Raw genomic sequence first — 25,796 nt, forward strand, 5'->3', positions numbered from 1 at the left:
CCACATGCGACACGACACCGAACACCAGGACCCCCAGCGACCCGACGCCGACGACCTGCGCCAGGACACCGGCCGGGGCGGCTTACCGGAGGCCACCGAGGTCCCTACGACCCGGGAGCCGACGCACGACCAGGCGACCGACGGCGCGTCCCGCGCTGACTTCGCCGACGAAACCTCTCGCGCCCAGTTCGCCGAGGACGCACCTCGCGGTGAGTACGCCGAGGACCGCACCCGCGCGGAGTTCGGCGAGGACGCACCTCGCGGGGAGTTCTCCGATGACACCCGCCCGGATATCGCCGACGACGACCGCCGCGAGTACGCCGATGGCGAGTACACCGAGGTACCCACGGCGGACGACGTCGGCGCGGCGGCCCCCGTGGACCGCCCGATGGCTGCCCAGCCGTCGCAGATGTTCGACCAGGACGAGGCCGACCGCGTACGCGGCGAGTGGCAGCGCATCCAGTCGATGTTCGTCGACGACCCCCAGGACGCCATCCGCGGCGCGGACGCGCTGCTCGGCGAGGTGATCGAGAACCTCCACACCACGCACACCGAGCGGCACGAGACGCTGCGCCAGTCCGGCACCGACACCGAGGAACTCCGCCAGACACTGCAGCGGTACCGCGGTTTCCTCGACCGCCTGCTCGACGCCTGACGCGTCCACCGAAGTCGCCCCTGCCGACGAACCAGTCGGCAGGGGCGACGCTTCGCCTACGGGCAGAACACCTCGGTGATCACCTGCTCGACCCCGTCGAGGTCGCCCGCGACCGGTCCGTTGGTGACCGAGAGTTCGAGCCGGGTCTTGGTGTCCGGGGAAGTCACCGCGACGCTGGTGTAGCCCGGGATGCCGCCGTCATGGCCGACGACGGTCGCCCCGCACGGCAGTGGGATCGTCGTGATGCCGAGCCCGTACCCGTTGGTGAACGGCAGGCTCTTCGTCAGCTCGGCGAGCTGTGCAGGCGCGAGCAGTTCACCGCGCAGCAGGGCGGCCATGAACCGGTCGAGGTCGGCGGTCGTCGAGATCATCTCCCCGGCCGCCCAGCCCCACGACGGGTTGAGCCGGGTGACGTCGCGCGGCGGGTCGGTCGGCTGGGTGTAACCGTGGGCGTGCGGTTCGGGCACCGTGACCCGGTCGCCGGGCACGCTGGTGTGCCGCAGGTGCAGTGGCCGCAGGATCCGGTCCTGGACCGCCCGCTCGTACGGCGCGCCGGTCACCTTCTCGATCAGCAGGCCGATCACGATGTAGTTGGTGTTGGAGTAGCGGAAGTCCGTGCCCGGCGCGAAGTTCAGCGGGTGCGAAGTGGACAGTGCGACCAGCTCGCCGGGCTCGTAGTGCTTGAACCGGATGGTCTCGAACCCGGCCGGGTCCAGCGGCAGCGTGTCGGTGTAGTTGTAGAGACCGCTGGTGTGCTGCAACAGATTCCGGACCGTGATGGTGCCGCCGTCCGGCAGCAGGCCGGGCAGGTAGGTCTCGACCGGCGTGTCGAGGCCGATCCTGCCTTCGCCGACCAGTTGCAGGGTGACGGTGGAGACGAAGGTCTTGGTGATGCTGCCGATCCGGAAGTGCCCGTTGGTCGGCACCGGCCGGTTCCAGCCCACCTCGGCGACACCGCTGCGCGCGGTGAACGACTCCCGGCCGTCGGTGACGCGGACCTGGACCCCGGCGGCGCCGTCGCCCGCCATCTTGTCCAGCCCGGCCTGCACGACACCCCGGTCGACCCGCGGCGGCGCGGCCTGCGCGGTGGCCGCGCCCGTGACGGCGAGCGCCGCGACGGCCGTCAGTACCCCGACGAGCCGCGTTCCCCTGGCTCTCATGTGTTTCCTCCCCGAAACCGTCGTTGTGACAGCTTCGAGTCTTTCCACATGGGCGCGGGCGCGCGACATCCTCAGGTAGCGGTCTGGATCATCCTCAGGGTGTAGATCGTCCCCTAGGTGTTCTCGCCGACGATGGCGTCGGCGTGGTCGAACACCCAGGCCACCAAGGGCACGAGCAGTGCGGCGAGACCCTGACCCATCTCGGTCAGCCGGTAGTCGACGTGCGGCGGGATGACCGGGTGCGCCTCGCGGTGGACGAGGCCGTCGCGTTCGAGGGTCTTGAGGGTCTGGGCGAGCATCTTCTCGCTGACGCCCTCGGCGCGCCTGCGCAGCTCCCCCCAGCGGTGGGTGCCCTCGGACAGGGCGACGAGCACGAGCACGCCCCACTTGCTGGTGACGTGGTCCAGCACGACCCGGCTGGGGCAGCCCGCGGGGAACACACCGTCCGGCAGGCGTGTGACCTGGTTACTTACCTCCATGCCAGTACATTACCTCAAAGTGGGTACGGACGATTGGGATTGTTTCGGCGGTGGAGTCCGTTGGTGCCGGTGACCGAATGGCACAGCGAAGGGAACCACCATGTCGATCGTCGTCACCGGCGCCACCGGACACCTTGGCCGACTCGTCGTCGAGGACCTGCTCGCCCGCGGCGTCCCCGCCGACCGGATCGTGGCCACCGGCCGGAACACCGACAAGCTCGGCGACCTCCGCGCGCTCGGCGTGCGAACTGAGGCGGTCGACTACACCGACGCGGCGTCACTGCGGCGGGCATTCGCCGGAGCCGAGCGGGTGCTGCTGGTGTCGGGCAGCGAGGTCGGCAACCGGGTCGACGGGCACCGCACCGCGATCGCGGCCGCCGCCGAGGCGGGAGTCGGGCTGCTCGCCTACACCAGCATCGCCAACGCCGACACGAGCACCATCGTCCTCGCCGCCGACCACCAGGCCACCGAAACCGCCCTGCGCGACAGCGGCGTGCCGTTCGTGGTGCTGCGCAACAGCTGGTACCTGGAGAACTACACCGGCCAGCTCCCCGTCTACGTGCGGCACGGCGCCGTGTCGGGCAGCGCGGGCGACGGCCGGGTGAGCGCCGCGACCCGGGCGGACTACGCGGCGGCGGCCGCGGCCGTGCTCACGACCGACGGCCACGAGGGCAAGACCTACGAACTCGGCGGCGACGCCTTCACCCTCACCGACCTCGCCGCCGCGGTCACCGCCGCGACCGGCACGGCCGTCACCTACGTCGACCTGCCCGAGGCGGAGTACACCGATCTGCTGGTGGCCGCCGGCCTGCCCGCGCCCTACGCCGCCGCGCTGGCCGACTCCGATCGCGGCATCGCACGGGGCGACCTCCTGGTCTCGGGCACCGCGCTCAGCGACCTGCTCGGCAGGCCGACGACCTCACTCGCCGAGGCGGTGGCCAAGGCCGCGGACAGCCTGCCCGTCAGCTGAGGCGCGGATACGTGCTCCGGGCGTTGTCCCCCGCCAACGCCCGGACCAGCCGTTCGGCGTCGGCCGTGGTGATCACGTCGTCGGCGATCCAGGAGTCGATGAGGCGGCCGACGTGGTGGCGGAACAGTGTCGCGCCGAGGTGGTGGGTCTCCGGGACGGCGCAGCCGTCGGACGAGTAGAGGACCGACGGGAAAGGCGCGAGTTCGAGCAGTTCGGCATACACCGCGCCTGCCCGCGCTCCGATCAGTGGCACGGCGAGCCCCACATCGACACGGACGTGGCCGAACACGTGGGCGAGGTAGCCCGCGTCGCGGTGGAACGGCCAGCAGTGCAGCAGCACCACCGTCGCGCCGCTGTCCTTAGTGGACCTGAGGAAGTCGCTCAGCAGCACCGGGTTCGCCTGGTCGAGCCGCAGGTCGTCGTCGCCGAACCCGGTGTGGAGTTGCACCGGCAGGCCGAGTTCGGCGCCGACCGCGACGGTCTCGTGCAGCAGCCACGCCAACAGGACCGGGTCGGTGAGCCGGTCCTCGCCGGACCGCTGCCAGCGGTCGGCCGCCCTCCGCGCGTCGGCGTCGTCGGGTCGCTCGGCGGGCACGGCGAGACCGCCGCGGTAGGCGATCACCGATTTGAACGCGACCGCACTCTCCCCGCGTTCGGCCAACCGGACGCGAAGGGCGTCGAGGGTGAGTTCTCCTTGCCCTGCCAGGATTTCCGCGATCTGTTCGACCCGCACCACCTCGTGGTCGACACCGCCGCCCAGCCGCCCAGGTGAGACGGCGTCGGGCGGATAGCCGGTGTCGACCAGCCACTCAGTCACCCCGGCGGCCCTCAGCAGCCGGGTCGCGACTTCCTCGGCGCCGAGCGCGAGCCGCCGCGCGGTGTACTCGGTGCTGTGTGGCGCGAGATCCAGCACGGGAGCGCACCACTTGCGGATCGCCAGGCCCAGCAGCGAGTCGAGCGGGTCGCCGCCCCGCCCGCGGCCCTCGCCCAGCAGCGCGGTGAAGTCGTCGTTGTCGACGTCCTGGAGGGTGATGCCGTGGCAGTGGTGGTCGACCAGCGGCAACCCGTCGGTGATCACCAGACCCACCGGGTGGCGGCGGCCAAGTCGGCATCGCTGAGGTCCGCGCGGCGGCGGTGTTCCCCGCGCCGGACCGTGAGGATCGCGTCGTGCAGTTCCGGGCCCAGCGCCGCGGCCAGCACGGTCGACGATTCCAGCGCGTCAGCCGCCTCGGCCGCGGTGGCGGGCAACGCGGGCACGCGCTCCGACTCGGGGAGCGCGGCTGGGTCACCGGTGATCGGGTCGGGCAGCCGCAGGTCGGCGTCGACCCCCGCGAGCCCGGCCGCGATGACCGCGCCGACGAGCAGATACGGGTTGGCGCTGGCGTCGACGCACTTCAGCTCGGCGTTGGCCGACTGCCGTTCGGTCCCGACCACCCCGGTGATGAGCCGCAGCGCCGCTTCCCGGGTCTCGTGGCCCCAGCACTGCCACGCACCCGCCCAGCGCGACGGACGCAGTCGCAGGAAGCTCGCCGGGTTGCCCGCGCCGATCGCCACCAAGGCGGGCAGCTCGCGCAGCACGCCCGCGACGAACGCCTCGCCGGACGGGCGCAGCCCCAGCGGTCCGCCGCCGCCGTGGAAGGCCGAGCCATCGGCGTCGTGCACCGAGAAGTGCAGGTGGGCGCCCGAGCCGACGCCCGCACCGTCGACCGACGGCGCGAAGCTGGCCCGTTTGCCATGGTTGTGACTGACGGAGCGGATCGTGTGCCGCACCAGCAGCGCGTCGTCGGCCGCGCCGACCGGATCGTTGGGCGACACGGACAGTTCGAGTTGGGCCGTGGCGTACTCCGGATGGAACTGCTCCACGGTCAGCCCTTGCGCGCCCAGCGCCGAGACGACGTCGCGGGCGTACTCCGCGACCTGTTCCAGCCGGGCCTGCCCGTAGGCCGGACCGTGCATCGCGGGGACGAAGTCGTCCGCACCAAGAACCCACTCGTGCTCGACCGCCATCACCAGCCGCAGCCCGACACGCTGGGCGGCGTCGGCCTGCCTGCCCGCGAACGCCCGCTGACACGCGACGAACCGGGCGCCGTCCTGGGTGAACTTGTCGGCGGGCGCCCACGCCCACCCCGGCATCGCGGCGAGCGGGACCAGCCTGCGCACGTCCGGGACCAGCCGCAGGTCGCCGTCCGGCCCACCCAGGTACCGGCCGACGTCGCCGATGTCGTCGGCGCCGAAGGTCTCGAAGCACGGTGACGCGCCGACCCCGGTCGCGGCGATCGCGGCCAGCCGGTCGAGCGGCACCGCCTTCACCCGGACCACGCCCGCGTTGTCGACGAACGACACCTCGACCATGTCGACCCCGGCGTCGCGCAGCCGGTGGACCGCGCGTTCGGCCGGACCCGGATCAGCGGGGATGCGATCGGTCACCTGTCCGTTCTACCACGGTATCGACAGCCAGGCAGACGGTCCACAGTAGACAAAGTCAGTCGAGTCCCGCCCGATGGAGCAGGTTGCGCTCCAGCGCCCACAGCCCCCGCAGTACCGCGGCGACCTGCGCGTCGTCCAAGTCGGCGACGGTGGCCGCCTCGAGGTCGCGCCAGACCTGGGTGACCCGGTCGCGCAGGGCGCAACTCCCCTCGGTCGCCGCGACGATGACCGCACGCCGGTCCTCTGTGGACCGTGAGGTGGTGACGAACCCCGCCTGCTCCAGCCTGCGGATCGACCTGGTCATGGTGGCCGCGTCGGTGTCGAGCGCCTTCATCAGGTCGACTTGACGCTGCGGCCCGGTCTCCCACAGGTGCATCATCAGCACCTCTTGGCCGCGATAGAGGCCGGTCTCCCGCAGGATCTGACCCGCGACCAGGTTGTGCAGCCTGCTGAGGCGGAACACGGCATGGCTGACCGGCCCACACTCCTGGACCATGCGCAGCCCGCCCGGCGGCAGGTCGCACGGTTCCCACTGCTTGGTCGCCATCTCCGCCTCCTTCACCGGCAGCCTATATTCCCCGCAGTGCCGTGGCCTGGGTCACACACGGCGACGAAATACCTCCGGAGGATTACCTGTTCGAGCAAGTAATCGCTCGGACTACTCGGAGGCTTCCGATGACCACCGCATTCGACCCGATCACTCTCGGCGGCACGACGCTGCGCAACCGCATCGGCATGGCGCCGATGACCCGCAACCGCGCGTACGGCCCAGGCGGAAGCCCCACCGAGCAGGTCGCCGAGTACTACGCGCAGCGCGCGGGCGCCGGGCTGATCATCACCGAGGGCACGCAGCCGTCGGTGATCGGCCAGGGCTACCCGAACACCCCCGGTCTGCACTCCGACGAGCAGGTCGCCGCGTGGCGCGCGGTGACCGACGCGGTCCACGCCAAGGGCGGGGTGATCTTCGCCCAGATCATGCACACCGGCCGGATCGGCCACCCGTCCCTGCTGCCCGACGACCTGACCCCGGTCGGTGTGTCCCCGGTGACCGCCAGCGGGCAGGTCTTCACCGGCGCGGGCATGGACGACTTCGTGACCCCGGTCGAGCTGACCGACGCCGAGATCGCCGAGACCATCGCCGACTTCGCCACCGCGGCCCGCAACGCGATCGAGGCGGGCTTCGACGGCGTCGAGCTGCACGGGGCCAACGGCTACCTGATCCACCAGTTCCTGGCCAACAACACCAACCAGCGCACCGACGCGTGGGGCGGCTCGGTCGAGGGCCGCATCCGCTTCGCCGTCGAGGTCACCCGCGCCGTCGCCGACGCCATCGGCCCGGAGCGGACCGCGCTGCGGATCTCCCCCGGCAACCCGTACAACGACATCGTGGACGACGACTACACCGAGACCTACCCGGCACTGGTCGACGCACTGAACCCGCTGGGCCTGGCCTACCTGCACATCGTTGAGGCGCTGCCGCCGGTCCGCGATCTGACTGTCCGCCTGCGCAAGGAGTGGGGCGGGGCGTTCCTGCTCAACCCGTTCACCGCCGGTCGCCCGACCGGGCCGGAGGAGCTCGCGCTCATCGAGGACGGCACCGCCGACGTCATCACCTTCGGCTCGCTGTACCTGGCCAACCCGGACCTCCCCGAGCGGCTCGCCGCGGGCGGCCCGTTCAACACCCCGGACGTGACCACCTTCTACGGCGGCGACGAGCGCGGCTACACCGACTACCCGACCCTGAACTGATCCGAAGGGCCACCGAACACCGCCCTGGGTTCGGTGGCCCTTCGCCGCTGCCAGCCGTTACACCGTCCCATGTGAGATCGGCGCAAAACGATCACAACCGATCACGCGCGGGGCGCGCGGAAACCGTGCGGGCACAAGGCAATGCGGTGGTCCTATAGTGATCGGACCCTGTCGGCCGATCACGCGAGGTGGGCCGTGTTCCTGCTCGAACCAGTAGGTCTCAGCCAGGTCGAGAACGACGTCTACGTCGCGCTGGTCGAACTCCGCCGTGCGGACGCCGACGCGATCGCCGACCACGTGCGGATGTCCGGCCGTGCCGTGCGCACCGCGCTGGCCCGGCTCGTCACCGCCGGGCTGGCGTTCTGCTTCGGCGGCACCCCGCCGACGTATCTGGTGGTGCCGCCGGAGGTGGGAGTGAGCGCGCTGGTCGACCGCCGCCGCGGCGAACTCGCGCGGCTCCAAGTCGAACTCGAGGAACTGGCCGCGCGGCAGCGCCCGGACCGGCTGGGCGGCGACGCGCTGGTGGAGCTGGTCGTCGGCGACGACGCGGTGATCGCCACCGCGACCAAGCTGCAGCTGGAGGCGCGGACCGAGTTGCTCGTCATCGAGACCCCGCCGTACACGGGCGGTACCCCGGCCTCGAACGACGTCCAGTTCGAACGCATGGCAGAAGGTGTCACCTACCGGGTGATCTACTCGTCGGCGGCACTGTCGACGCCCGCCAAGGTCCAGGCCATGCGCCAGTGGGTCAGTGCCGGGGAGCAGGCCCGGATCCTGCCCGACATCCGGACGAAACTGCTCGTCATGGACGGCCGTGTCGCGGTTCTCCCGGTCAGCTACGACCCGATCGACCCATCGAAGCGGCTGGTCATCAGCTCCCCCGCGCTCGTGCAGCTGGTGGTCGGGTACTTCGAGGCGCTGTGGGAGCGGGCATCGCCCGTCGAGGTCGACATCGCCGAGGAAGCCGAGATCGCCGCCCGCGACCGGGAACTGCTGGCCCTGCTCACCGCCGGGATGAAGGACGCCACCATCGCCAGGACCATGGGCATCGGCGAGCGCACGGTGGGGCGCCGGGTGACCGAACTGATGCGCGTACTGGGCGCCGAGACCCGGTTCCAGGCGGGTGTCCTCGCCACTCGGCGCGGGTGGCTGTGACGGTTTTCGCCATTGTCGGCAATCGGCCATTCACTTTGGTTCCCGAGCCTTGTGGTCCGGAGTGTCCGCGGTCCACCATTCAGTGGCCGTAGTCGAATGGCGATGAGTCGCGAGGGCACCGTTACCGGTGTGACTCCCGCTATTCGACACACCTCCGTGCCGTCGAACCGGCACCCCTGCGGGAGGCAATTAGTGAGCATTAAACGCATGCCCATTTTAGCCGGGGCGGTCGCGGCCTTGGCCGTGATCATGTCGATGAACGGGAATCCGGCGCTCGGCGCGCGGACCGAAGGCCGGGCGAGCGCCGAGTACGCCGTCGGCGGCGTCCGCACCGCCGAGCAGCGCAGCGCCATCGCCGCCACCGGCGCGGCGATCAACGGCAGCGAGGACAGCCGCCTGCGGATCACCGCGACGCCGTCGGAGGTCGCGAGGATCCGGGCACAGGGCTACACGGTGGTGGCCGAGGCCGCACCCGTCGCCGCCCAGGGTGTCAACGGGCCCGCGGACTTCCCGTCGTCGGACGCCGGCTACCACAACTACGCGGAGATGGTCGCCGAGCTGAACACCGCGGTGGCGAACTATCCGAGCATCATCTCCAAGCACGTCTACGGGAAGTCGTACCAGAACCGGGACCTGTACGCGTTCAAGATCTCGGACAACGTGGCGACCGACGAAGCCGAGCCCGAGGTCCTGTTCACCCACCACCAGCACGCGCGTGAGCACCTGACCGTCGAGATGGCGCTGTACCTGGTCAAGACCTTCACCCAGGGCTACGCCTCCGACGCGCGGATCAAGGGCCTGGTCGACTCGCGGGAAATCTGGATCATGCCGGACCTCAACCCGGACGGCGGCGAGTTCGACATCAGCACCGGCTCGTACCAGAGCTGGCGGCTGAACCGGCAGCCGAACGCGGGCTCGTCGAACATCGGCACCGACATGAATCGCAACTGGAACTACAAGTGGGCCTGCTGCGGCGGTTCGTCCGGCACCCCCGGCTCGGAGACCTACCACGGCCCGTCGGCCGAGTCGGCGCCCGAGGTCAAGGCCGTGGCGGACTTCGTGCGCGGCCGCGTCGTCGGCGGGGTGCAGCAGATCACCGCGAGCATCGACTTCCACACCTACTCCGAGCTCATCCTGTGGCCCTTCGGCTGGACCTACGACAACACCGCACCCGGCCTCAGCGCCGACGACCAGCGCGTGTTCGCCACGCTCGGCCAGCAGATGGCGCAGACCAACGGCTACACGCCAGAGCAGTCTTCGGACCTCTACATCACCGACGGCACGATCACCGACTGGCTGTGGGGCGCCCACCGCATCTACAGCTACACCTTCGAGATGTTCCCGGCGAGCGGCAACGGCGGCTTCTACCCCGGTGACGAGGTCATCGACCGCGAGACCTCGCGCAACAAGGCCGCCGTGCTGCACTTCCTGGACTACGCGGACTGCCCGAGGCGCGTCATCAACCAGACCTGCTCGGGCACGGGCGCTGTCTCGGTGACCAACCCGGGCAACAAGTCCGGCACGGTCGGCACCGCTGTCCCGGCGCTCCAGCTGTCGGCTTCGGGCGGCACTTCGCCGTACACCTGGTCGGCCAACGGCCTGCCCGCGGGCCTGTCGATCAGCCCATCCGGCTCGATCACCGGCACCCCCACCACCGCGGGCACCTACAACGTGACCGCCACGGCGACCGACAGCTCATCCCCGGCGAAGACCGGCTCGACCTCGTTCACCTGGACGATCAGCGGTGCGGGCGGCTGCACGGCGCAGACCAACGGCACTGACGTCGCCATCCCGGACGGTGGGGCCGCGGTGACCAGCTCGATCACGGTGTCGGGCTGCACGGGCAACGCCTCGGCGACCAGCAAGGTCGAGGTCCACATCAAGCACACCTACCGCGGCGACGTCGAGATCGACCTCATCGCGCCCGACGGCACCGCCTACCGGCTGAAGAACACCTCGTTCTTCGACAGCGCCGACAACATCGACGCCACCTACACCGCGAACCTCTCCACCGAGGCCCGCGACGGCGATTGGAAACTCCGGGTCCGCGACACTTTCACCGGTGATTCCGGCTTCATCGACACCTGGACCCTGACTCTCTGATATTCGGCGAGTCAGTTGCAGTTGAGTTGAATTCCATTTGATTATCCGCCCGCGGCACCACCACAAATGGTGCCGCGGGTGGATCCTGCGATCAAATAGTGGAGCACATGATGCGAATCCCAGTCCGATCCGTCGCGATCGCCGGAGTGGGGGCCGCGATCGCCGCGGTCCTCGTCGGCGTCGCGAGCCCAGCGCAGGCGGCCGAGGGCGCCGTCCGCGGTGCGGACTCGCCGAAGGCGATCAAGGACAGCTACATCGTCGTCCTGAAGGACGGCGAGTCGGTCGCCGCCCGGTCCGACCTGGTCAGCCGCTACGGCGGCACGGTCAAGCGGACCTACCAGCACGCGCTGAAGGGCTACGCCGCGTCCATCTCGGCGGCGCAGGCGCGCAAGCTCGCCGCCGACCCCGCCGTGTCCTATGTGGAACAGGATCAGACGGTCCACACCAACGCGGTCGCCTCGTGGGGCCTCGACCGGGTCGACCAGCGTGACCTGCCCCTGAACGACACCTACACCGCGCCGAACACCGGCTCCGGTGTGCACGCCTACATCCTCGACACCGGCATCCGCGTCTCGCACAGCGACTTCGGCGGCCGGGCGACGTGGGACCACAACTCCATCGACAGCAACAACACCGACTGCCACGGCCACGGCACCCACGTGGCGGGCACGGTCGGCGGCACCGCCTACGGCGTGGCGAAGGGCGTCCGCCTGCACGCGGTCAAGACGCTCGACTGTAACGGCAGCGGCTCGATCGAGGCCGTCATCGCCGCGATCGACTGGGTCAAGGCGAACGCGGTCAAGCCCGCCGTCGCCAACATGAGCCTCGGCGCGAGCGGCTCGTCGGTGAACGACGCGGCCAACAGCCTCGTCGCCTCGGGTGTCGTGCTCGCCGCCGCGGCGGGCAACGACTCCGGCCAGAACGCGTGCAACAGCACCCCGGCCGGGGCCGCCGACGCCATCACCGTGGGGTCGACCACCAACACCGACGCCCGGTCCAGCTTCTCCAACATCGGCCCGTGCGTCGACATCTTCGCCCCGGGTTCGAGCATCACCTCGGCCTGGAAGGACAGCGACACCTCGACGAACACCATCAGCGGCACGTCGATGGCCACCCCGCACGTCGCGGGCGCGGTCGCGCTGTACCTGTCGGCGAACCCGTCGCACACCCCGCCTCAGGTGGCGACCGCGCTGAAGGACAACGCCACCAAGGGCAAGGTGACCAACCCGGGCACCGGCTCGCCGAACAACCTGCTCTACGTCGGCTTCATCGGCGGCGGCACGCCGGGCGGCGTCACGGTGACCAACCCGGGCAACAAGTCCGGCACCGTCGGCACCGCTGTCCCGGCGCTCCAGCTGTCTGCCTCGGGCGGCACCGCGCCGTACACCTGGTCGGCCACCGGCCTCCCCGCAGGCTTGTCGATCTCGACCTCGGGCTCGATCACCGGTACCCCGACCACCGCGGGCACCTACAACGTGACCGCCACGGCGACCGACAGCTCGTCCCCGGCGAAGTCCGGCTCAACGTCGTTCACCTGGACGATCGCGGGCGCGGGCTCGCCCGTCTCGGTGACCAACCCGGGCAACAAGTCCGGCACGGTCGGCACCGCCGTCCCGGCACTCCAGCTGTCCGCCTCCGGCGGCACCGCGCCGTACACCTGGACCGCCACCGGCCTCCCGGCCGGCCTGTCGATCTCGACCTCGGGCTCGATCACCGGTACCCCGACCACGGCCGCGACCTACAACGTGACCGTGACCGCGTCCGACAGCTCGTCCCCGGCGAAGACCGGCTCGACCTCGTTCACCTGGACGATCAGCGGTGCGGGCGGCTGCACGGCGCAGACCAACGGCACTGACGTCGCCATCCCGGACGGTGGGGCCGCGGTGACCAGCTCGATCACGGTGTCGGGCTGCACGGGCAACGCCTCGGCGACCAGCAAGGTCGAGGTCCACATCAAGCACACCTACCGCGGCGACGTCGAGATCGACCTCATCGCGCCCGACGGCACCGCCTACCGGCTGAAGAACACCTCGTTCTTCGACAGCGCCGACAACATCGACGCCACCTACACCGCCAACCTGTCCACCGAGGTCCGCAACGGCGTCTGGAAGCTCCGGGTCCGCGACACGTTCTACGGTGACTCCGGCTTCATCGACACCTGGACTCTGACGGTCTAAGTACCAGCTGACACCTGCAAAGTCCGGCCGAGGGCCACTCCCCCAGCGGGAGTGGCCCTCGGTGTTTTCTGTTACGTGGTAAGGCTGACGTGTTCCCGCCAATGGCGGTTTCGCCAATTTCGCGCACCTGAGGGCCGGGCTATCGTCAGTCCTACGGTGACAACGAGGGACCAACCGGGTGTTGCCTTCGAGTCCTTCGACAGGCGTGGCTCAGGGGCGCGCCTTTGGAAGTGCCCGAACCGATCCGAGTGCGCGGTCGACCAGCAGCGGCCGCGGTATCCACTTCGGACACCCGGGGATCGGCGTCTCCGCAGAGATCGGGGGGCCACCGCAAGCCCTCAGGCCCCCCGATCTCGTCTTTCCCGGCTAGGCCAACGGCCTGCAGAGCAGCGCGTCGGGGACACCGCCGTGGTTCCAGCGCCAGGTGAAGGCGACACCCGCCACGTACTCGTTGTCCGCGCACTGGCCCTTGTAGTGGCCAGGAGCCCAGTCACTGGCGGTGGACCCACCACCCGCCGGGCGGTTGTCGCCGTGGTCGAACCAGACGTTGCGACCGGTCACCGGCTGGGCGGTCTGAGTCTGGGCGCACAGCAAGCCCGACATGGAACTGCCGCGCACGCTGTAGCCGACCGCGATCTGGTTGTTCGGGCACTGGCGCTTGGTGTAGCCGGACGCCCAGTCCGAGGTCACATACCGCTCGTCGGTGACGACGGTCGTGGCGCCGGTCAACCCCGGCTGGCGGTAGTCGGTGCACAACCCGCGGCTGTTGCCGCGACCCAAGCCCATCAGGCGCTGACTGTCGGGACAGGTCCCCTTGCGCGCGCCCACTTCCCAGTCGGCGGTGCGTGACGAGGCGTTGTAGTCGGCGTAGTCGAGGTTGAGCATGTTCCACCGAGCGGGTTTGGCCACCTGCCCGGTCTTGCCGGTTGCCGCGATCAGCTTCTGCCACGCGGTGGACCGCCAGTCCCGGGAGTCGTTGACGCTGACCACCGAGCCGTCGGCGTTGTAGGAAAGCAGCGCCCAACTGTCCAGCGGCACACCGTTGTTCGCCCATCCGACCAACGGCCACACCGCGAAGTCGGTGTCATTGCTGATCATGAGGTTGATGAAGTTCTGCCACCAGGCCTTCTCTTTGGTGTCGGTGTTCCCGACGCCGCCGGTGCCGAACTCGCTGATCCACACCGGCGCTGTGTAGTGCTGGTTGTCCGTGTTGACGTACAGCGCCTCGCTGGCGACAGCCGCGGCCAGGTCGGCCGGGCTCAGATCGCGGTACCGCGGGTCGGTGGTCTCGCCCCACCCTGTCGCGCCGCTGTGCTCCGAGCCGGTGAAACCGTAGAAGTGGGCGGAGTACACCAGCTTGTCCGTGCGGAGCAGCGTGTTCGACAGCGTGGCCACCGGCTTCAACTGCGGCCGCCCATGCGGGGTCAAGTCGGTGGGGATGCCGTACCAGTTGATGCCCTCCATGATGATCAGCTGGTCGGGCACCGCCTTCTGGATCTCGATGCCCGCGCGCTGGTGGGCGAGGTTCAAGTCGTGTTGGTTGCCCCAGCCCCAGTTCGGGTCGTCCCAGGTGTCGCGGCGCACCTCGTTGCGCAGATCGGCGCCCACAACACGCTTGTTCGCCTTGTACCGCTGGGCGAGGAACACCCAGTCGGCGATCCACTGCTCGGTGCTCTGGCCACTGTTCCAGCGCTCGTTGCCGTCGAGCGCGCAGCAGAACCGCGAGGTGGTCGTGTGGTTGTTGAGGATGACCGCGAAGCCATCAGCGGTCAGCGCCGCGACGACCGCGTCGAACACCTGCAGCGGGGTCTTCCCGCGCAGCTGCGGGTTGGCCGCGACCGCCGAGTCCGGCACCGGGGCCGTCATGTGGATCATCGCGTTGGAGAACGGCAGCCGGACACTGTTGATGCCCAGGCCGTGGAAGTCGGCCAGGATACGGGTGATCGACACGCGGTCGAGCCCCTTCGGGATGTTGTGCGCGTTGTGGCGCGCGTGGTGGTTCGCGGGGTCGCTGATGTCCCCGCTTCCGGTCCAGGTGCCCTGGGCACCTTCCCAGTTCCCGGACTTGAGCTTGAACCGATCACCGTCGGCGTCGACGACGTAGCGGCCGCGGGTGCTCAGCGGGGCGGTCCAGGACTCGGCGAGGGTGGGGCCGGTCTCGGTGGCGGTGGCGGGAGGCACGACTACCGCTGCCACGAGGATCGCGACTGCGGCGGCCGACCGTAAGGGGCGTGGCATTTCTGCTCCTTGCAGGGGGAGGGAGCACAGTGGTGACAGAAAAGTGAATCATCTTCGCGAACTCGATGCCACCCCCAATTGCGGCATCCGCGTTGGTGCGCGGCGGCGCGTTCCGGGCGCGCTACCCTCGCCCGATGGTGGTGACAGCGGACGAGCGGCGGGCCCGCATCCTCGAACTGGTCGGCGAACTCGGCACCGTGCGGGTCGCCGACCTCGCCGAGCGCCTCGGCCTGCCCGCGGTGACGGTGCGGCGCGACGTGGCGCAGCTGGCCGAGGAAGGGCGGCTGCACCGCTCCCACGGGTCGGTGTCGACGCTGTCGGCGCCGCGGGCGCTGCATGACCGGGTCGTGGGGATGCTGGTGCCGACCGCGTCGTCGTACTTCGACGAGATCATCGCCGGTGCCCGGGCCGCGGCCGACGCCGTGGGGGCGCGCATCGTGCTCGGCATCGCCTCCTACGAGTCCGCCGACGACGAGAACCAGGTCAAGCAGCTGCTGGAGTCCGACGTCGAGGGCCTGCTGCTCTCGCCCAATTGGCCCGCGGACGGCCCGACCGTCGCGCCGTGGCTCGACCAGCTGCCAGTGCCCGCGGTGCTGGTGGAGCGGCGGCCGACGCCGGCCAGCGCGGCGGCCGACCTCGACTCGGTCAGCTCCCACCACGCCCACGGGGTGCTGGTCGCACTGCGCCACCTGGTCGGGTTGGGCCACGACTCGGTGATCCTGGCCGCGCGGAGCGACACGTGGACCGCGCGGGACATCCGCGTCGGGTACGCCGGAGCCGTCGAGGCGCTGGGATTGCCCGCGCACCCGGTCATCGGCGTCGACGAGTCCGAAATGGACCGGGTGGCCGACGAGATCGCCGCCGCGGTGGCGGACGGCGTCCACGCCGCCCTCATCCACAACGACCGCGCCGCGATCCAGCTGACGGCACTGCTGCGCACCCGAGGCGTGCGGATTCCCGAGGACCTCGCCGTGGTCTCCTACGACGACGTGTTCGCCGCGCTGTCCGCCCCGCCGCTGACCGCCGTGGCACCGCCCAAGCGCGCCGTGGGACAGGTCGCCATGGAGCTGATGCTGCGCCGCCTCGACGGCGGGCCGGAGCTGCCGGTGCACCACATCGCCCTGCTTCCGGAGTTGAAGGTGCGCACGTCGTGCGGGGGACGCGCCTGAGCGGGCTGTGGACCGCTCAGGCGCGAGCTCTCACCCCGTGACCACTTCCAACTGCGGCGGGTTCGTGCCGTTGAGCCGGGTGTAGAGCACCGCCGCGAGACCGACCGCGCCGAGCGGCTCGTATACCGCCAGCGACACCGTGCCGGATGCCTGCGCGGCGGCCACCGCGCTGGTCACGTCGAGCCCGACCCAGTCCGCGGTGCCGCCGAGCTGCCCGGTGCCGAGCGCGCCGCCCAGGGCCGGTGCGGTGTTCCAGGTGACCGTCGACTCCGACCAGGACGAGCCCATGGCGAACGCCCGCAGCGTGGTCACCGTGCCCGCCGAGTCCGACACGACGCCGTTCACCCAGAGGACCGCGCGCTGGACGGTGCCGCTCAACCCGGTCAGGTCGAACTTCGTCAGCGCCCGGCGGGTGTAGCCGCTGCCGGTGGTGTTGGTGTTCTTCACCGTCATCGTGGTCTGGTTGCCGTAGTTAGTGTCAGCGTACGAGCCGTCACGGACATACGTGGTGGCCGACGCGGGCAGGTGGGACGCGGTGCCCGGAACGACGGTCGTCCCGGTGCCCGACAGCGTGATCGTCCGGCTGACGCCCAGGGTTCCGCCGACCTCGGCCAGCAGCACGATCTGGCTCGCCGTCGACAGCGCCGTGATCCCGGCGGCGGCGCCGACCTTGGGGTAGCCGGTCTTGGCGATGGTCACCCGCACGGTGGTCGCCGCCCGCGTCGGGTCCGACACCACGACGGTCATCGTGCCGCCCTGCTCCCGGACCAGCACCGAGCACGGCTTGTCGACCGTGAGCGGGCCCGCGGTACCCGCGGCGAAGAAGTTCGCCATGGTCAACCCCAGGCCGGGCACGCTGATCGCCTGCACGGTCGCGGTGTTGGCCAGCACGGTCACGTTCGGCGCGGCGGCGCGGGCGGCGGCCTGCCCCGAGGTCGCTCCGGGCATGACCTGGTAGCAGTAGCTCGCGCCGGTCGGGTCCGTGCCGTGCTCGACCGTCATCGTCACATAGTTGCGCGAGATGGCCGCCGTCGAGCCGCCCACGTTGATGTCACGCCAGCTTCCGGTCCGGGCCACGCGCTGAGCCTTGACGGTCCCACCCTGCGGGAACACCCATGACCCCATGCCGTTGACGGTCATGTACTCGGGGTCGGTGAACGTCTGGTTCCAGCCCAGGGTGCTCGGCTGTGTGACACCGTCCACAGAGAACACGAACGTGTTGTTCGGTCCCATGTTGCGGTTGTCGACCGTGCTGCGCACGCCCGTGCCGTCAGTGCTGGTGATCCCGGCACCGAGGCAGAAGATCGAGTCGTCCAGGCAGAACCAGGACTTCTTGCCCACCAGGGTCGACTGCAGGCCGCGCACGTCCTGGCCCACCGCGGCGAACGTGCCGTCGGTGGCACCGCCCGCCCACGCGGCGTTCGGACGGTCCTTGCCCCACGCCTGGCCCGCGCTGTCGGGCAGTGCCTTCAGCGACACCGTGGTGCCTGGCAGCGAGTACGGGTCGACGGTCGGCCAGAACTCGTCGGAGTACTGCCCATTGCTGTAGTTGCTTCCCCACCACGACAACATGCCGCTGTTGGTGTGGTAACCGCGCACGTTCTCGCCGTTGCCGTACTCGTAGAAGCCGGTGCGCGACGAGCACATGCTGATCTGCGCCGCCCACGTCGGCCTGCGGTGCACCGAGCGGTCCATCCCGAAGAGCCGGTGGTTGACCGGCTCGGCGGTGGCGGAGACACCAGAGTCGTTCAGCAGCGCCGTGGCCTGCGCCATGTCCGTCACCTCCAGCCCAGGGTTGCTGAGCAGCGGCTCGTAGTACTCACGCTGCATCCAGCCCTTGACCATGGACCGCCAGGCCGCGGCCTGCGCCGCCGGGGCCGCGCCCGAGTTGGCCAGCCGCAGGATGTGCATGGAGATGCTGTGCCCGCGCACGTGGTCGCTCTGCCGGTTCTGGTTCGGGTCGGCGAACGTGCCCCGGCTGATGCCGCGGCCGGACACCCCGTCCATGACAAGTCCGTTGTAGATGAACGGGGCGAAGGCGTTGTCCACCGCCGCGTACGCGTTCTGCACCAGTGGATCGGTGATGGCCCATGGGCTTCCCGCGTACAGCGAAAGGATCTTGGCGATGTTGCCCAGCAGCACTTGGCCGTAGGAGCCCGCGTAGGGGATCCAGGTGTGCTGGACGAAACTTCCGTCGGCGTAGAGGCCGTCGCCGTTGCGGACGTAGGGGAAGATCGGCACCATCGAACTCGCCCCGAGGGCGGTCAGCGTCGCGTTCTTGGTCATCACACCGCGCAACCCCAACACCCGGCACAGGTCCGCCCGATTGGCCCCGGTGCTGTTGCCGGTGTACGCCGAAACCACCGAGGTCGGGACGAAGTGGTCGATCGCCGCGGCGTAGTTGGCCAACTGGGTGGAGGACAGCTGGTCGTACATCAACAGCGCGGTGTCGAGCAGGCCCTGCGGCGCGCCGATCTGCCAGTCCCACCAGTTGTTGTACGTCGTGGTGGTGGGCGTGTAGACGTTGGTGTGCATCCGATCCAGGCCGGTGGTGATCTTCGCGGCCAGCGCCGCGTCACCGGTCAGGCCGGTGCCCGGCTGCCGGTAGGCCATCGCCATGACGCGCAGGCGCCGGAAAGCGCTGGTCACGTGCGCCGAGACGGTCCCCACCGGCAGCTCAGTCCACAGCGCCGCCCCCGAGGACGTCATCGTGTCGCGGTAGCCCGCCGCCTGGGTGCCGAGCTTGGTCAGGGCCGCGGCGAAGGGGGCCGCGGCCGGGTTGAACCCGGTGCCGAGCTGGATGTCGACCCACGTGGCGCGCATCGCGTCATAGCTGTCGGCGGCCCACGCGCTCGCGGGCAGGACCGAAGGGGCCACCACGGCCAGCAGGGCCGCCTTCCCGGTCAGCCCCAGCAGCTCGCGCCGGGTCAAGCGGTTCGGCGGGGTGCCGTCGTGCGGGAATGCGAGTTCCATCGTGGCGTCCTCCTTGACGGCCGGGGATGGCTGATCGGGTTACAACTGACTCACGCCGCCGCCCCCGCCACCGCGAGGAACTGGCGCATGCGGCTCACGGCCAGGTCCGGGTCGGGCAGCACGTCCGCGGCGTCGGCCAGGTGGTACGCGCGCACCAGGTGCGGCACGGACCGCGCGCTCTGCGCGCCCGCCAGCATCGTGAAGTGGTCCTGGTGGCCCGCGAGCCAGGCGAGGAACACGATGCCGGTCTTGTAGTGGCAGGTCGGCGCGGCGAACAGGTGCCGGGCCAACGGGACCGTGGGGGCGAACAACTGCCGGTACCGGCCGAGGTCGCCCGCGTCGAGCGCGTGCAGCGCCTGCGCTGCGACCGCCGCGATCGGGTCGAAGATCCCCAGCAGCGCGTCGCTGTGCCCGTGCTCGTCGCCGAGGATCAGCTCCGGGTAGTGGAAGTCGTCCCCGGTGTAGAGCCGGACGCCCTTGGGCAGCGCGCGGCGCAGCGCGATCTCGCGGTCGGCGTCGAGCAGCGACACCTTGATGCCGTCGACCTTGTGCGCGTGTTCACGGATCAGCGCCAGCACGGTCTCGGTGGCCTTGTCGAGGTCGGCCGAGCCCCAGTACCCGGTCAGCGCCGGGTCGAACATGTCGCCCAGCCAGTGCAGGATCACCGGCTGGGTGGACTGTCGGATCAGGTCGCCGTACACGCGCAGGTAGTCGTCCGCGCCAAGGGCCGCGACCGCGAGCGCGCGGCTGGCCATCAGGATCGGGCGGGCACCCGCGGCCTCGACGACCTCGAGCTGCTCCAGGTAGGCGGCGCGGACCGTGCCTAGACCCGCCACCCCGGTGAGCTGGTCGGTGCCGACGCCGCAGGCCAGCCTGCCGCCGCACGCCTCGGCCGCGGCGCCAGACCGGGTGATCAGCTCCCGGGTGGCCGCCCAGTCCAGGCCCGTCCCGCGCTGCGCGGTGTCCATCGCGTCGGCCACGCCCAGGCCGAGCGACCACAGGTGGTGCCGGAACGCCAGCGTGGCGTCCCAGTCGACCACCGCCGGGGCACCCGGCGCGTTCTCCCCCAGGGGGTCGGCGACCACGTGGGCGGCGGCGTAGACAACCCGGCTCGTGGTCATCGCTCAGCCCAGTTCCGGGACGGCGACGCGGCGGCCCTCACGAGCCGACCGCAGCGCTAGTTCGGCCAACTGCACGCCCTTGGCGCCTTCCAGCAGGTCCCATTGGTAGGGCGATCCGGTGACGACGTGGCGCAGGAACAGCTCCCACTGCGCCTTGAACCCGTTGTCGAACTCCTCGTTGTCGGGCACCTGCCGCCACTGGCCGCGGAAGTCCTCGGTGGCTGGCAGGTCGGGGTTCCACACCGGTTTCGGGGTGGTGGCGCGGTGCTGGACGCGGCAGTTTCGCAGGCCCGCGACCGCGCTGCCGTCCGTACCGTCCACTTGGAACTCGACAAGCTCGTCGCGGTCCACCCGGACCGCCCATGACGAGTTGATCTGCGCGATGATCCCGCCTTCGAGCTCGAACACGCCGTAGGCCGCGTCGTCGGCGGTGGCCTTGTACTCGTTGCCCTGCTCGTCGACCCGGGTCTCGATGTGAGTCACCGTCTGCGCGTACACCGAGCGGATCGGCGCGATGATCCCCTCCAGCACGTACTGCCAGTGCGGGAACATGTCCAGCACCATGCCGCCGCCGTCCTCGGCGCGGTAGTTCCACGACGGCCGCTGCGCGCTCTGCCAGTCACCCTCGAACACCCAGTACCCGAACTCGCCGCGCACCGACAGGATCCGGCCGAAGAAGCCGCCGTCCACCAGCCGCTTGAGCTTGCGCAGGCCCGGGAGGAACAGCTTGTCCTGCACCGCGCCGCTGCGCACGCCCGCGTCAGCTGCGAGCTTGGCAAGCTCCAATGCGCCGTCGAACGACTCCGCGGTCGGCTTCTCGGTGTAGATGTGCTTGCCCGCGGCGATGGCCGCGCGCAGCGACTTCTCCCGCATCGGGGTGACCTGGGCGTCGAAGTAGATCTCGGTGAGCGGGTGCGCGAGGGCTTCCTCCAGCGAGGTCGTCCAGTGCTCCAGCCCGTGCTTGGCGGCGAGTTCGCGCAGCTTGTGCTCGGACCGGCCGACCAGGATCGGCTCCGGCCACAGCACCTCGCCGTCCCCGAGGGACAGGCCGCCCTGCTCGCGGATGGCCAGGATCGACCGGACCAGGTGCTGGCGGTAGCCCATCCGGCCGGTGACACCGTTCATCACGATGCCGATCACCTTGCGTCGCATAGCGGTGGACTCCTCTGGAACGTCGGGTCAGGCGGTGCGGTGGAACTCGGCGCGGACCACGGGGTGCGCGAAGGGCTCCCCCGCCACGTAGCGCGCGAGTTCGTCGGCTGCCGCGTCGGCCATGCGGTGCATCTCGCCGCCCAGCGAACCCGCGATGTGCGGGGTGAGCAGCACGTTCGGCAGCTGGTACAGCGGCGAGTCGGCGGGGAGCACGTCCGGGGTGGTCACGTCGAGCACCGCGTGCAGCCTGCCCGCCTCCAGTTCGTCGATCAGCGCGTCCTGGTCGATCAGCGACCCGCGGGCGGTGTTGATGAGCGTCGCGCCGTCCCGCATCAGGCCGAGCAGGTCCCGGTTGACCAGGTGCCGGGTCTCGGGCAGTTCTGGCGCGTGCACGGTGACGACGTCGCTGCCCGCGCACAGCTCGGCCAGCGGGACAGCCCGCGCGCCGAGCGCCGCGGCCTCGGACTCGGTGACGTACGGGTCGTACAGCAGGACGTCGAAGTCGTGGCCCGCCAGCAGGGCGAGCACGCGCCTGCCGATGCGGGAGGCGCCGACGACGCCGACGGTGCGGCGGTAGTTGCCGACCCCGTCCATCTCGAGCCAGTCCGCGGCCCGCTGCCGCTGCTTGTACTCCGCGCTCAGCCGCAGCACCTGCTTGTTGGCGAACAGGATCGCGGCGAGGGTGTACTCGGCGACCGGGATCGCGTTGACCCAGGCCGCGGAGGTGACCTGGATGTCGCGGTCCCAGCAGTCCTCGGTGAGGTGGTAGCGCACTGAGCCCGCCGCGTGGATGACCGCGCGCAGCCGGGGCGCGGCGTCGAGCACCGCGGCGTCGATCTTCGGGCTGCCCCAGCTGCTGACGATCACCTCGACCTCGCCGAGCACCGCGGCGACCGCGGGCGTGGCGAAGTCGGTGGCGATGAGCGTGGGGTCGATGTCGGCGAGTTGGGTGAACCTTGCCATGGTGGCCGCCGGGACCAGCCGCCCGACCAGGTCTGGCTGCATCGCGAACAGCGCGCGGGGCCTGGGGTGTGTCGTCATTTCACCGCACCCGCCGTCAGGCCTGCCTTCCAGTGCCGCTGCAGGATGATGAACGCCGCGATCAGCGGGATCACCGCGAGCAGCGACCCGGTGACCACCAGCGGGTAGTACTCGGGGAACGCGGCGGTCTGGGTGTCCCAGGCGAACAGGCCGAGGCTGAGCGGGAACAGCTTGTTGTCCGACAGCATCACCAGCGGCAGGAAGAAGTTGTTCCAGATCGCGGTGAACTGGAACAGGAAGATGGTGAAGAATCCGGGGGTCACCATCTTCAGGCCGACCGACCAGAACGTCCGGAACTCCGTCGCCCCGTCGATGCGGGCGGCTTCCAGCACCTCGGTGGGGATGTAGCCCGCGCAGAACACCCGAGCCAGGTACACGCCGAACGGGCTGACCACACAGGGCAGCAGCACCGCCCAATAGGTGTTGACCACGCCGACCTTCGACGCGAGCAGGTACATCGGCAGGGCCAGCGCCGTCGTCGGCACCATCACGCCCGCCAGGACCAGCCCGAACACCTTTTCCTTGCCCCGGAACCGATAGACGTGGAAGGAGTATCCGGCCGCGATGCAGATGAACGCGCAAATGGTGGCGCCCACGCCCGCGTAGAGCAGCGAGTTGAGGTACCAGCGCGCGTAGACGCCGCCCTCGGCGGAGAACACGTTCCCCAGGTTCTCCCCGAGACGCATGTTCTCCAGCGACACGGGCCTGCCGGACAGCAGCTCGCCCGCGTTCTTGGTCGACGCGGTCACCAGCCAGCCCAGCGGCATCAGCATGTAGACGGTGGCCACGGCAAGGACGCCGTTGACCGCCACCTTCGACATCGTCCACGGCTTGCGCCGTGCGACTGCCAGCGTGCTCATCCGAGTCCTCCCTCCGCACGGGCCTCGCGCCTGCGCGCGATCCGGGTGATCAAAAAGGACAGTCCGGCCGCGACGACGGCCAGCAGCACCGAAGCGGCCGCGGCGAGGCCGTTGTCGTTGCGCTCGAAGGCGGCGGCGTAGACGTACATGTTCGGTGTCCACGAGCTGTCGACGCTCGGCGCGTTGCCCTGCAGGATCATCGGCTCGGTGAACAGCTGCAGCCCGCCGATCACGGTGAACATGACCACCGTCATCACCGAGCCGCGGATCAGCGGCACCTTGATGTTCAGCGCGGTGCGCAGCGGGCTCGCGCCGTCGACCGCCGCCGCCTCGAGCACCTCACGCGGGATGGCCTGCAGCGCGGCGTAGAAGATGACGACGTTGTAGCCGATCCACTGCCACGCGGCCATGTTCACCACGGCGGGCAGCGGATGGCCGAGGATGTCGACCTGCAGGCCGACGGTGTCCAGCGCGTCGAGCACCGGGCTGATCCCGGGGGCGTACATGTAGACCCAGATCAGGGCCGCGATGATGCCGGGCACCGCGTGCGGCAGGAACAGCGCGAGCTGGAAGAACCGGCGGGCCCTGGCCAGCGCCGAGTCCAGCAGCAGCGCCAGCAGCAGCGACGAGCCGATCATCACCGGGATGTAGAGCGCGCAGTACAGGGCGACGTTGGCGAATCCGGACGTGAACGCCGGGTCCGCCAGCGCCCTGGCGTAGTTGCCGAACCCGGTGAACACCGTCTCCGCGGCACCGAAGCCCAAGCCGGAGCTGCGCTCCGAGAAGAGGCTGAGGTACACCGCGTACCCGATGGGGATCAGCGTGCAGGCCGTGAACAGTGCCATGAACGGCAACAGGAACAGGCCCGCGGCTCCGGATCGGCCGGGGGACCGCCCGCGCCGCCGGGGGGAGGCAGCGGCGCGGGCGGTTTCCGGGCGGGTGACCAGGGTCGTCACTTCGCGACCTTGATCCCGCGGTTCTCCAGTTCGGCCGTGGTGGCCTTCTGGGCGGACTCGACGGCGGCACCCAGCGTGCCGCCCTCGGCGAGCTTGCCGAACCCGTCGGCGAGCGAGGTGTTGGTGGTGCCCATCGCCGGGCCCCAGGTCCAGTTGGACTGGATCGACTTGGCCGCGTCGACGAACACCGAGTAGATGTCCTGGCCGCCGTAGAAGTCGACCTTGAACGCGCTCTTCGCCGTCGACACCAGGTCCGGGGACGCGGGGAACATCGACGAGGTGCCCGAGGCGATGCGGGCCTGGATGCCCTCGGGGGTGGTGGTCGCCCACTCGGCGAACTTCACCGCGGCGCGGACGTTCTTGCTGTTCTTCGACACGGCGAACGTGCTGCCGCCCAGCATGCCGCTGGCGGGCTTGCCGTCCCACGTCGGCACCGGCGCGACGGCCCACTTGCCGACCTGGTCGGGCACGAGTCCCTTCAGGACGCCGCCGCCCCACGCCGCGCCGACGTAGGCCGCGGTCTCGCCCTTCTGCAGCGAAGCGGTCCACTGCTGGCTGAACGAGGGCTGCACGCGGACCAGGTCCTCGGAGATCAGGCTCTGCCAGTAGTCGACGACCTTCTTGCTGCCGGAGCCGTTGAGGTCGACCTTCCACGCGTCGCCCTCGGTGCCGAACCAGCGGTTGCCCGCCTGCCACACGTTGGCCTGCAGCGGTCCCGCGTCGTCAGGAAAGAAGGTGCCGATGCGGGTGTTCGGGTCGGCCTGCTTGAGCTTCTGGCCCGCGGCCTTGTACTCGTCCCAGGTCTTCGGCGGGGCGATGCCCGCCTTCTCGAAGATGTCCTTGCGGTAGAACAGCGCCTGCGGGGCGACGTCGAGGGGCAGTGCCCAGGTCTTGCCGCCGAGGGTGGTCAGTTCGTTGGCCTGCGGCAGGTACTTCTTCTTCAGGTCGTCGTTCACCGCGGAGCTGATGTCGGCGACGTGGCCCTGGGTGACGAAGTCGGGAAGCGCGCCGTACTCGACGTTGAACAGGTCGGGGGCGTTGCCCGCCTTGGCGGCGTTGGCGATCTTGGTGTAGCCGCCCTTGAGGCCCGCGGGGATCTGCTCGAACTTGACCTGGTCCTTGTGGGTCGCGTTGTAGGCCTTGACCACGTCCTCGGTGCCCTTGGCCCAGCCCCAGAAGGTGATCGTGACGGGCTCGCTGCTGGTGGGCTCGGCTTCGCTGGTCGGGCCCGCGCCGGTGCTTCCGCCGCCCGCGCAAGCCGCGAGCATGGACAGCGCGATGGTCGACGACGCGAAGACCGCGGCGAGCCGGGCGCGGCCTCTGCCGATGAGGGAATTGGACATGTGCGACTCCAGATCACGGGGGCGCTGAGGCGCGGGACTCGGTCGGGGAGCGACGCCGTTCAGCGGGT

Annotated in this window: 20 protein-coding genes and 1 pseudogene; 8 read left to right on the plus strand and 13 right to left on the minus strand. The window is 70.2% G+C overall.

The genetic code is table 11. The features are described from left to right. Positions 1-4 precede the first annotated feature (4 nt). Positions 5-655 (plus strand): hypothetical protein, encoded by a 651-nt coding sequence (locus tag ACSHT8_RS06705; RefSeq protein ID WP_436498743.1) that lies wholly within the window; start codon positions 5-7, stop codon positions 653-655. Between the two features lie 56 nt (positions 656-711). On the opposite strand, the gene ACSHT8_RS06710 is transcribed toward ACSHT8_RS06705, so the two are convergent. Both ACSHT8_RS06710 and ACSHT8_RS06715 read right to left on the minus strand, forming a co-directional pair. Next, positions 712-1,815 carry a serine hydrolase domain-containing protein gene (locus ACSHT8_RS06710; RefSeq protein ID WP_436498744.1) on the minus strand — a complete coding sequence of 368 codons (1,104 nt, stop codon included), beginning with the start codon at positions 1,813-1,815 and terminating at the stop codon, positions 712-714. A 113-nt stretch (positions 1,816-1,928) separates the two neighbouring features. After that, positions 1,929-2,294, minus strand: coding sequence for a winged helix-turn-helix transcriptional regulator (locus ACSHT8_RS06715; RefSeq protein WP_436498746.1), 366 nt, complete (start codon positions 2,292-2,294; stop codon positions 1,929-1,931). A 100-nt stretch (positions 2,295-2,394) separates the two neighbouring features. Between ACSHT8_RS06715 and ACSHT8_RS06720 the strand changes: the two genes are divergently transcribed. Next, on the plus strand, positions 2,395-3,264 hold the full coding sequence (locus ACSHT8_RS06720) for an NmrA family NAD(P)-binding protein (RefSeq protein WP_436498748.1): 870 nt from the start codon (positions 2,395-2,397) through the stop codon (positions 3,262-3,264). Here the strand turns inward: ACSHT8_RS06720 and ACSHT8_RS06725 are convergent. Genes ACSHT8_RS06725 through ACSHT8_RS06735 form a run of 3 tightly spaced genes read right to left on the minus strand, consistent with a single transcriptional unit; the run spans position 3,257 to position 6,238 of the window. Beyond that, entirely contained in the window at positions 3,257-4,342 is a 1,086-nt protein-coding gene (locus tag ACSHT8_RS06725; RefSeq protein WP_436498750.1) for an amidohydrolase family protein, read from the minus strand. The two genes, ACSHT8_RS06720 and ACSHT8_RS06725, sit on opposite strands and share 8 nt — an antisense overlap. Continuing rightward, positions 4,339-5,691, minus strand: coding sequence for a glutamine synthetase (locus ACSHT8_RS06730; protein ID WP_436498752.1), 1,353 nt, complete (start codon positions 5,689-5,691; stop codon positions 4,339-4,341). Before ACSHT8_RS06730 ends, ACSHT8_RS06725 begins: the two co-directional genes overlap by 4 nt. A 55-nt stretch (positions 5,692-5,746) precedes the next feature. Beyond that, on the minus strand, positions 5,747-6,238 hold the full coding sequence (locus ACSHT8_RS06735; RefSeq protein WP_436498754.1) for a MarR family winged helix-turn-helix transcriptional regulator: 492 nt from the start codon (positions 6,236-6,238) through the stop codon (positions 5,747-5,749). A 128-nt stretch (positions 6,239-6,366) separates the two neighbouring features. Between ACSHT8_RS06735 and ACSHT8_RS06740 the strand changes: the two genes are divergently transcribed. From ACSHT8_RS06740 to ACSHT8_RS06760, 5 genes and pseudogenes are all read left to right on the plus strand, one after another. Next, positions 6,367-7,440, plus strand: coding sequence for an alkene reductase (locus ACSHT8_RS06740; protein ID WP_436498756.1), 1,074 nt, complete (start codon positions 6,367-6,369; stop codon positions 7,438-7,440). Between the two features lie 195 nt (positions 7,441-7,635). Next, positions 7,636-8,595, plus strand: a complete 960-nt coding sequence (locus ACSHT8_RS06745) for a helix-turn-helix transcriptional regulator (protein ID WP_436498757.1) — start codon at positions 7,636-7,638, stop codon at positions 8,593-8,595. Between the two features lie 207 nt (positions 8,596-8,802). Further along, a pseudogene (locus tag ACSHT8_RS06750) lies at positions 8,803-10,326 on the plus strand (M14 family zinc carboxypeptidase); the annotation flags it as partial. Between the two features lie 96 nt (positions 10,327-10,422). Next, the gene (locus tag ACSHT8_RS06755; RefSeq protein ID WP_436502004.1) at positions 10,423-10,698 is read left to right on the plus strand and encodes a proprotein convertase P-domain-containing protein; all 276 of its coding nucleotides are present in this window, start codon (positions 10,423-10,425) and stop codon (positions 10,696-10,698) included. A 110-nt stretch (positions 10,699-10,808) separates the two neighbouring features. Further along, a complete protein-coding gene (locus tag ACSHT8_RS06760; protein WP_436498759.1) occupies positions 10,809-12,875 on the plus strand; it encodes a S8 family serine peptidase in 2,067 nt (688 codons plus the stop codon). Positions 12,876-13,241: 366 nt separating this feature from the next. Here the strand turns inward: ACSHT8_RS06760 and ACSHT8_RS06765 are convergent, their stop codons facing one another. After that, entirely contained in the window at positions 13,242-15,113 is a 1,872-nt protein-coding gene (locus ACSHT8_RS06765; RefSeq protein ID WP_436498761.1) for a glycoside hydrolase family 5 protein, read from the minus strand. Positions 15,114-15,247: 134 nt separating this feature from the next. On the opposite strand from ACSHT8_RS06765, the gene ACSHT8_RS06770 reads away from it, so the two are divergent. Next, positions 15,248-16,282 (plus strand): substrate-binding domain-containing protein, encoded by a 1,035-nt coding sequence (locus ACSHT8_RS06770; protein ID WP_436498763.1) that lies wholly within the window; start codon positions 15,248-15,250, stop codon positions 16,280-16,282. Positions 16,283-16,312: 30 nt separating this feature from the next. On the opposite strand, the gene ACSHT8_RS06775 is transcribed toward ACSHT8_RS06770, so the two are convergent. Genes ACSHT8_RS06775 through ACSHT8_RS06805 form a run of 7 tightly spaced genes read right to left on the minus strand, consistent with a single transcriptional unit; the run spans position 16,313 to position 25,728 of the window. After that, on the minus strand, positions 16,313-19,255 hold the full coding sequence (locus tag ACSHT8_RS06775) for a polysaccharide lyase family 8 super-sandwich domain-containing protein (RefSeq protein ID WP_436498765.1): 2,943 nt from the start codon (positions 19,253-19,255) through the stop codon (positions 16,313-16,315). A 50-nt stretch (positions 19,256-19,305) separates the two neighbouring features. Further along, positions 19,306-20,376, minus strand: coding sequence for a dihydrodipicolinate synthase family protein (locus tag ACSHT8_RS06780; RefSeq protein WP_436498767.1), 1,071 nt, complete (start codon positions 20,374-20,376; stop codon positions 19,306-19,308). Positions 20,377-20,379: 3 nt separating this feature from the next. Beyond that, entirely contained in the window at positions 20,380-21,528 is a 1,149-nt protein-coding gene (locus ACSHT8_RS06785) for a Gfo/Idh/MocA family protein (RefSeq protein WP_436498769.1), read from the minus strand. 27 nt (positions 21,529-21,555) lie between these two features. Then, positions 21,556-22,569 (minus strand): hydroxyacid dehydrogenase, encoded by a 1,014-nt coding sequence (locus tag ACSHT8_RS06790; RefSeq protein ID WP_436498771.1) that lies wholly within the window; start codon positions 22,567-22,569, stop codon positions 21,556-21,558. Next, a complete protein-coding gene (locus ACSHT8_RS06795) occupies positions 22,566-23,429 on the minus strand; it encodes a carbohydrate ABC transporter permease (protein ID WP_436498773.1) in 864 nt (287 codons plus the stop codon). Before ACSHT8_RS06795 ends, ACSHT8_RS06790 begins: the two co-directional genes overlap by 4 nt. Beyond that, on the minus strand, positions 23,426-24,385 hold the full coding sequence (locus tag ACSHT8_RS06800) for a carbohydrate ABC transporter permease (RefSeq protein ID WP_436498775.1): 960 nt from the start codon (positions 24,383-24,385) through the stop codon (positions 23,426-23,428). Before ACSHT8_RS06800 ends, ACSHT8_RS06795 begins: the two co-directional genes overlap by 4 nt. Then, positions 24,382-25,728: an ABC transporter substrate-binding protein gene (locus ACSHT8_RS06805; RefSeq protein ID WP_436498777.1), complete on the minus strand. Its 1,347-nt coding sequence runs from the start codon at positions 25,726-25,728 to the stop codon at positions 24,382-24,384. The genes ACSHT8_RS06800 and ACSHT8_RS06805 overlap by 4 nt, the downstream gene beginning before the upstream one ends. Positions 25,729-25,796 lie beyond the last annotated feature (68 nt).

The organism is Actinokineospora sp. HUAS TT18, assembly GCF_051364635.1.
In the GTDB taxonomy this organism is placed as follows: domain Bacteria; phylum Actinomycetota; class Actinomycetes; order Mycobacteriales; family Pseudonocardiaceae; genus Actinokineospora.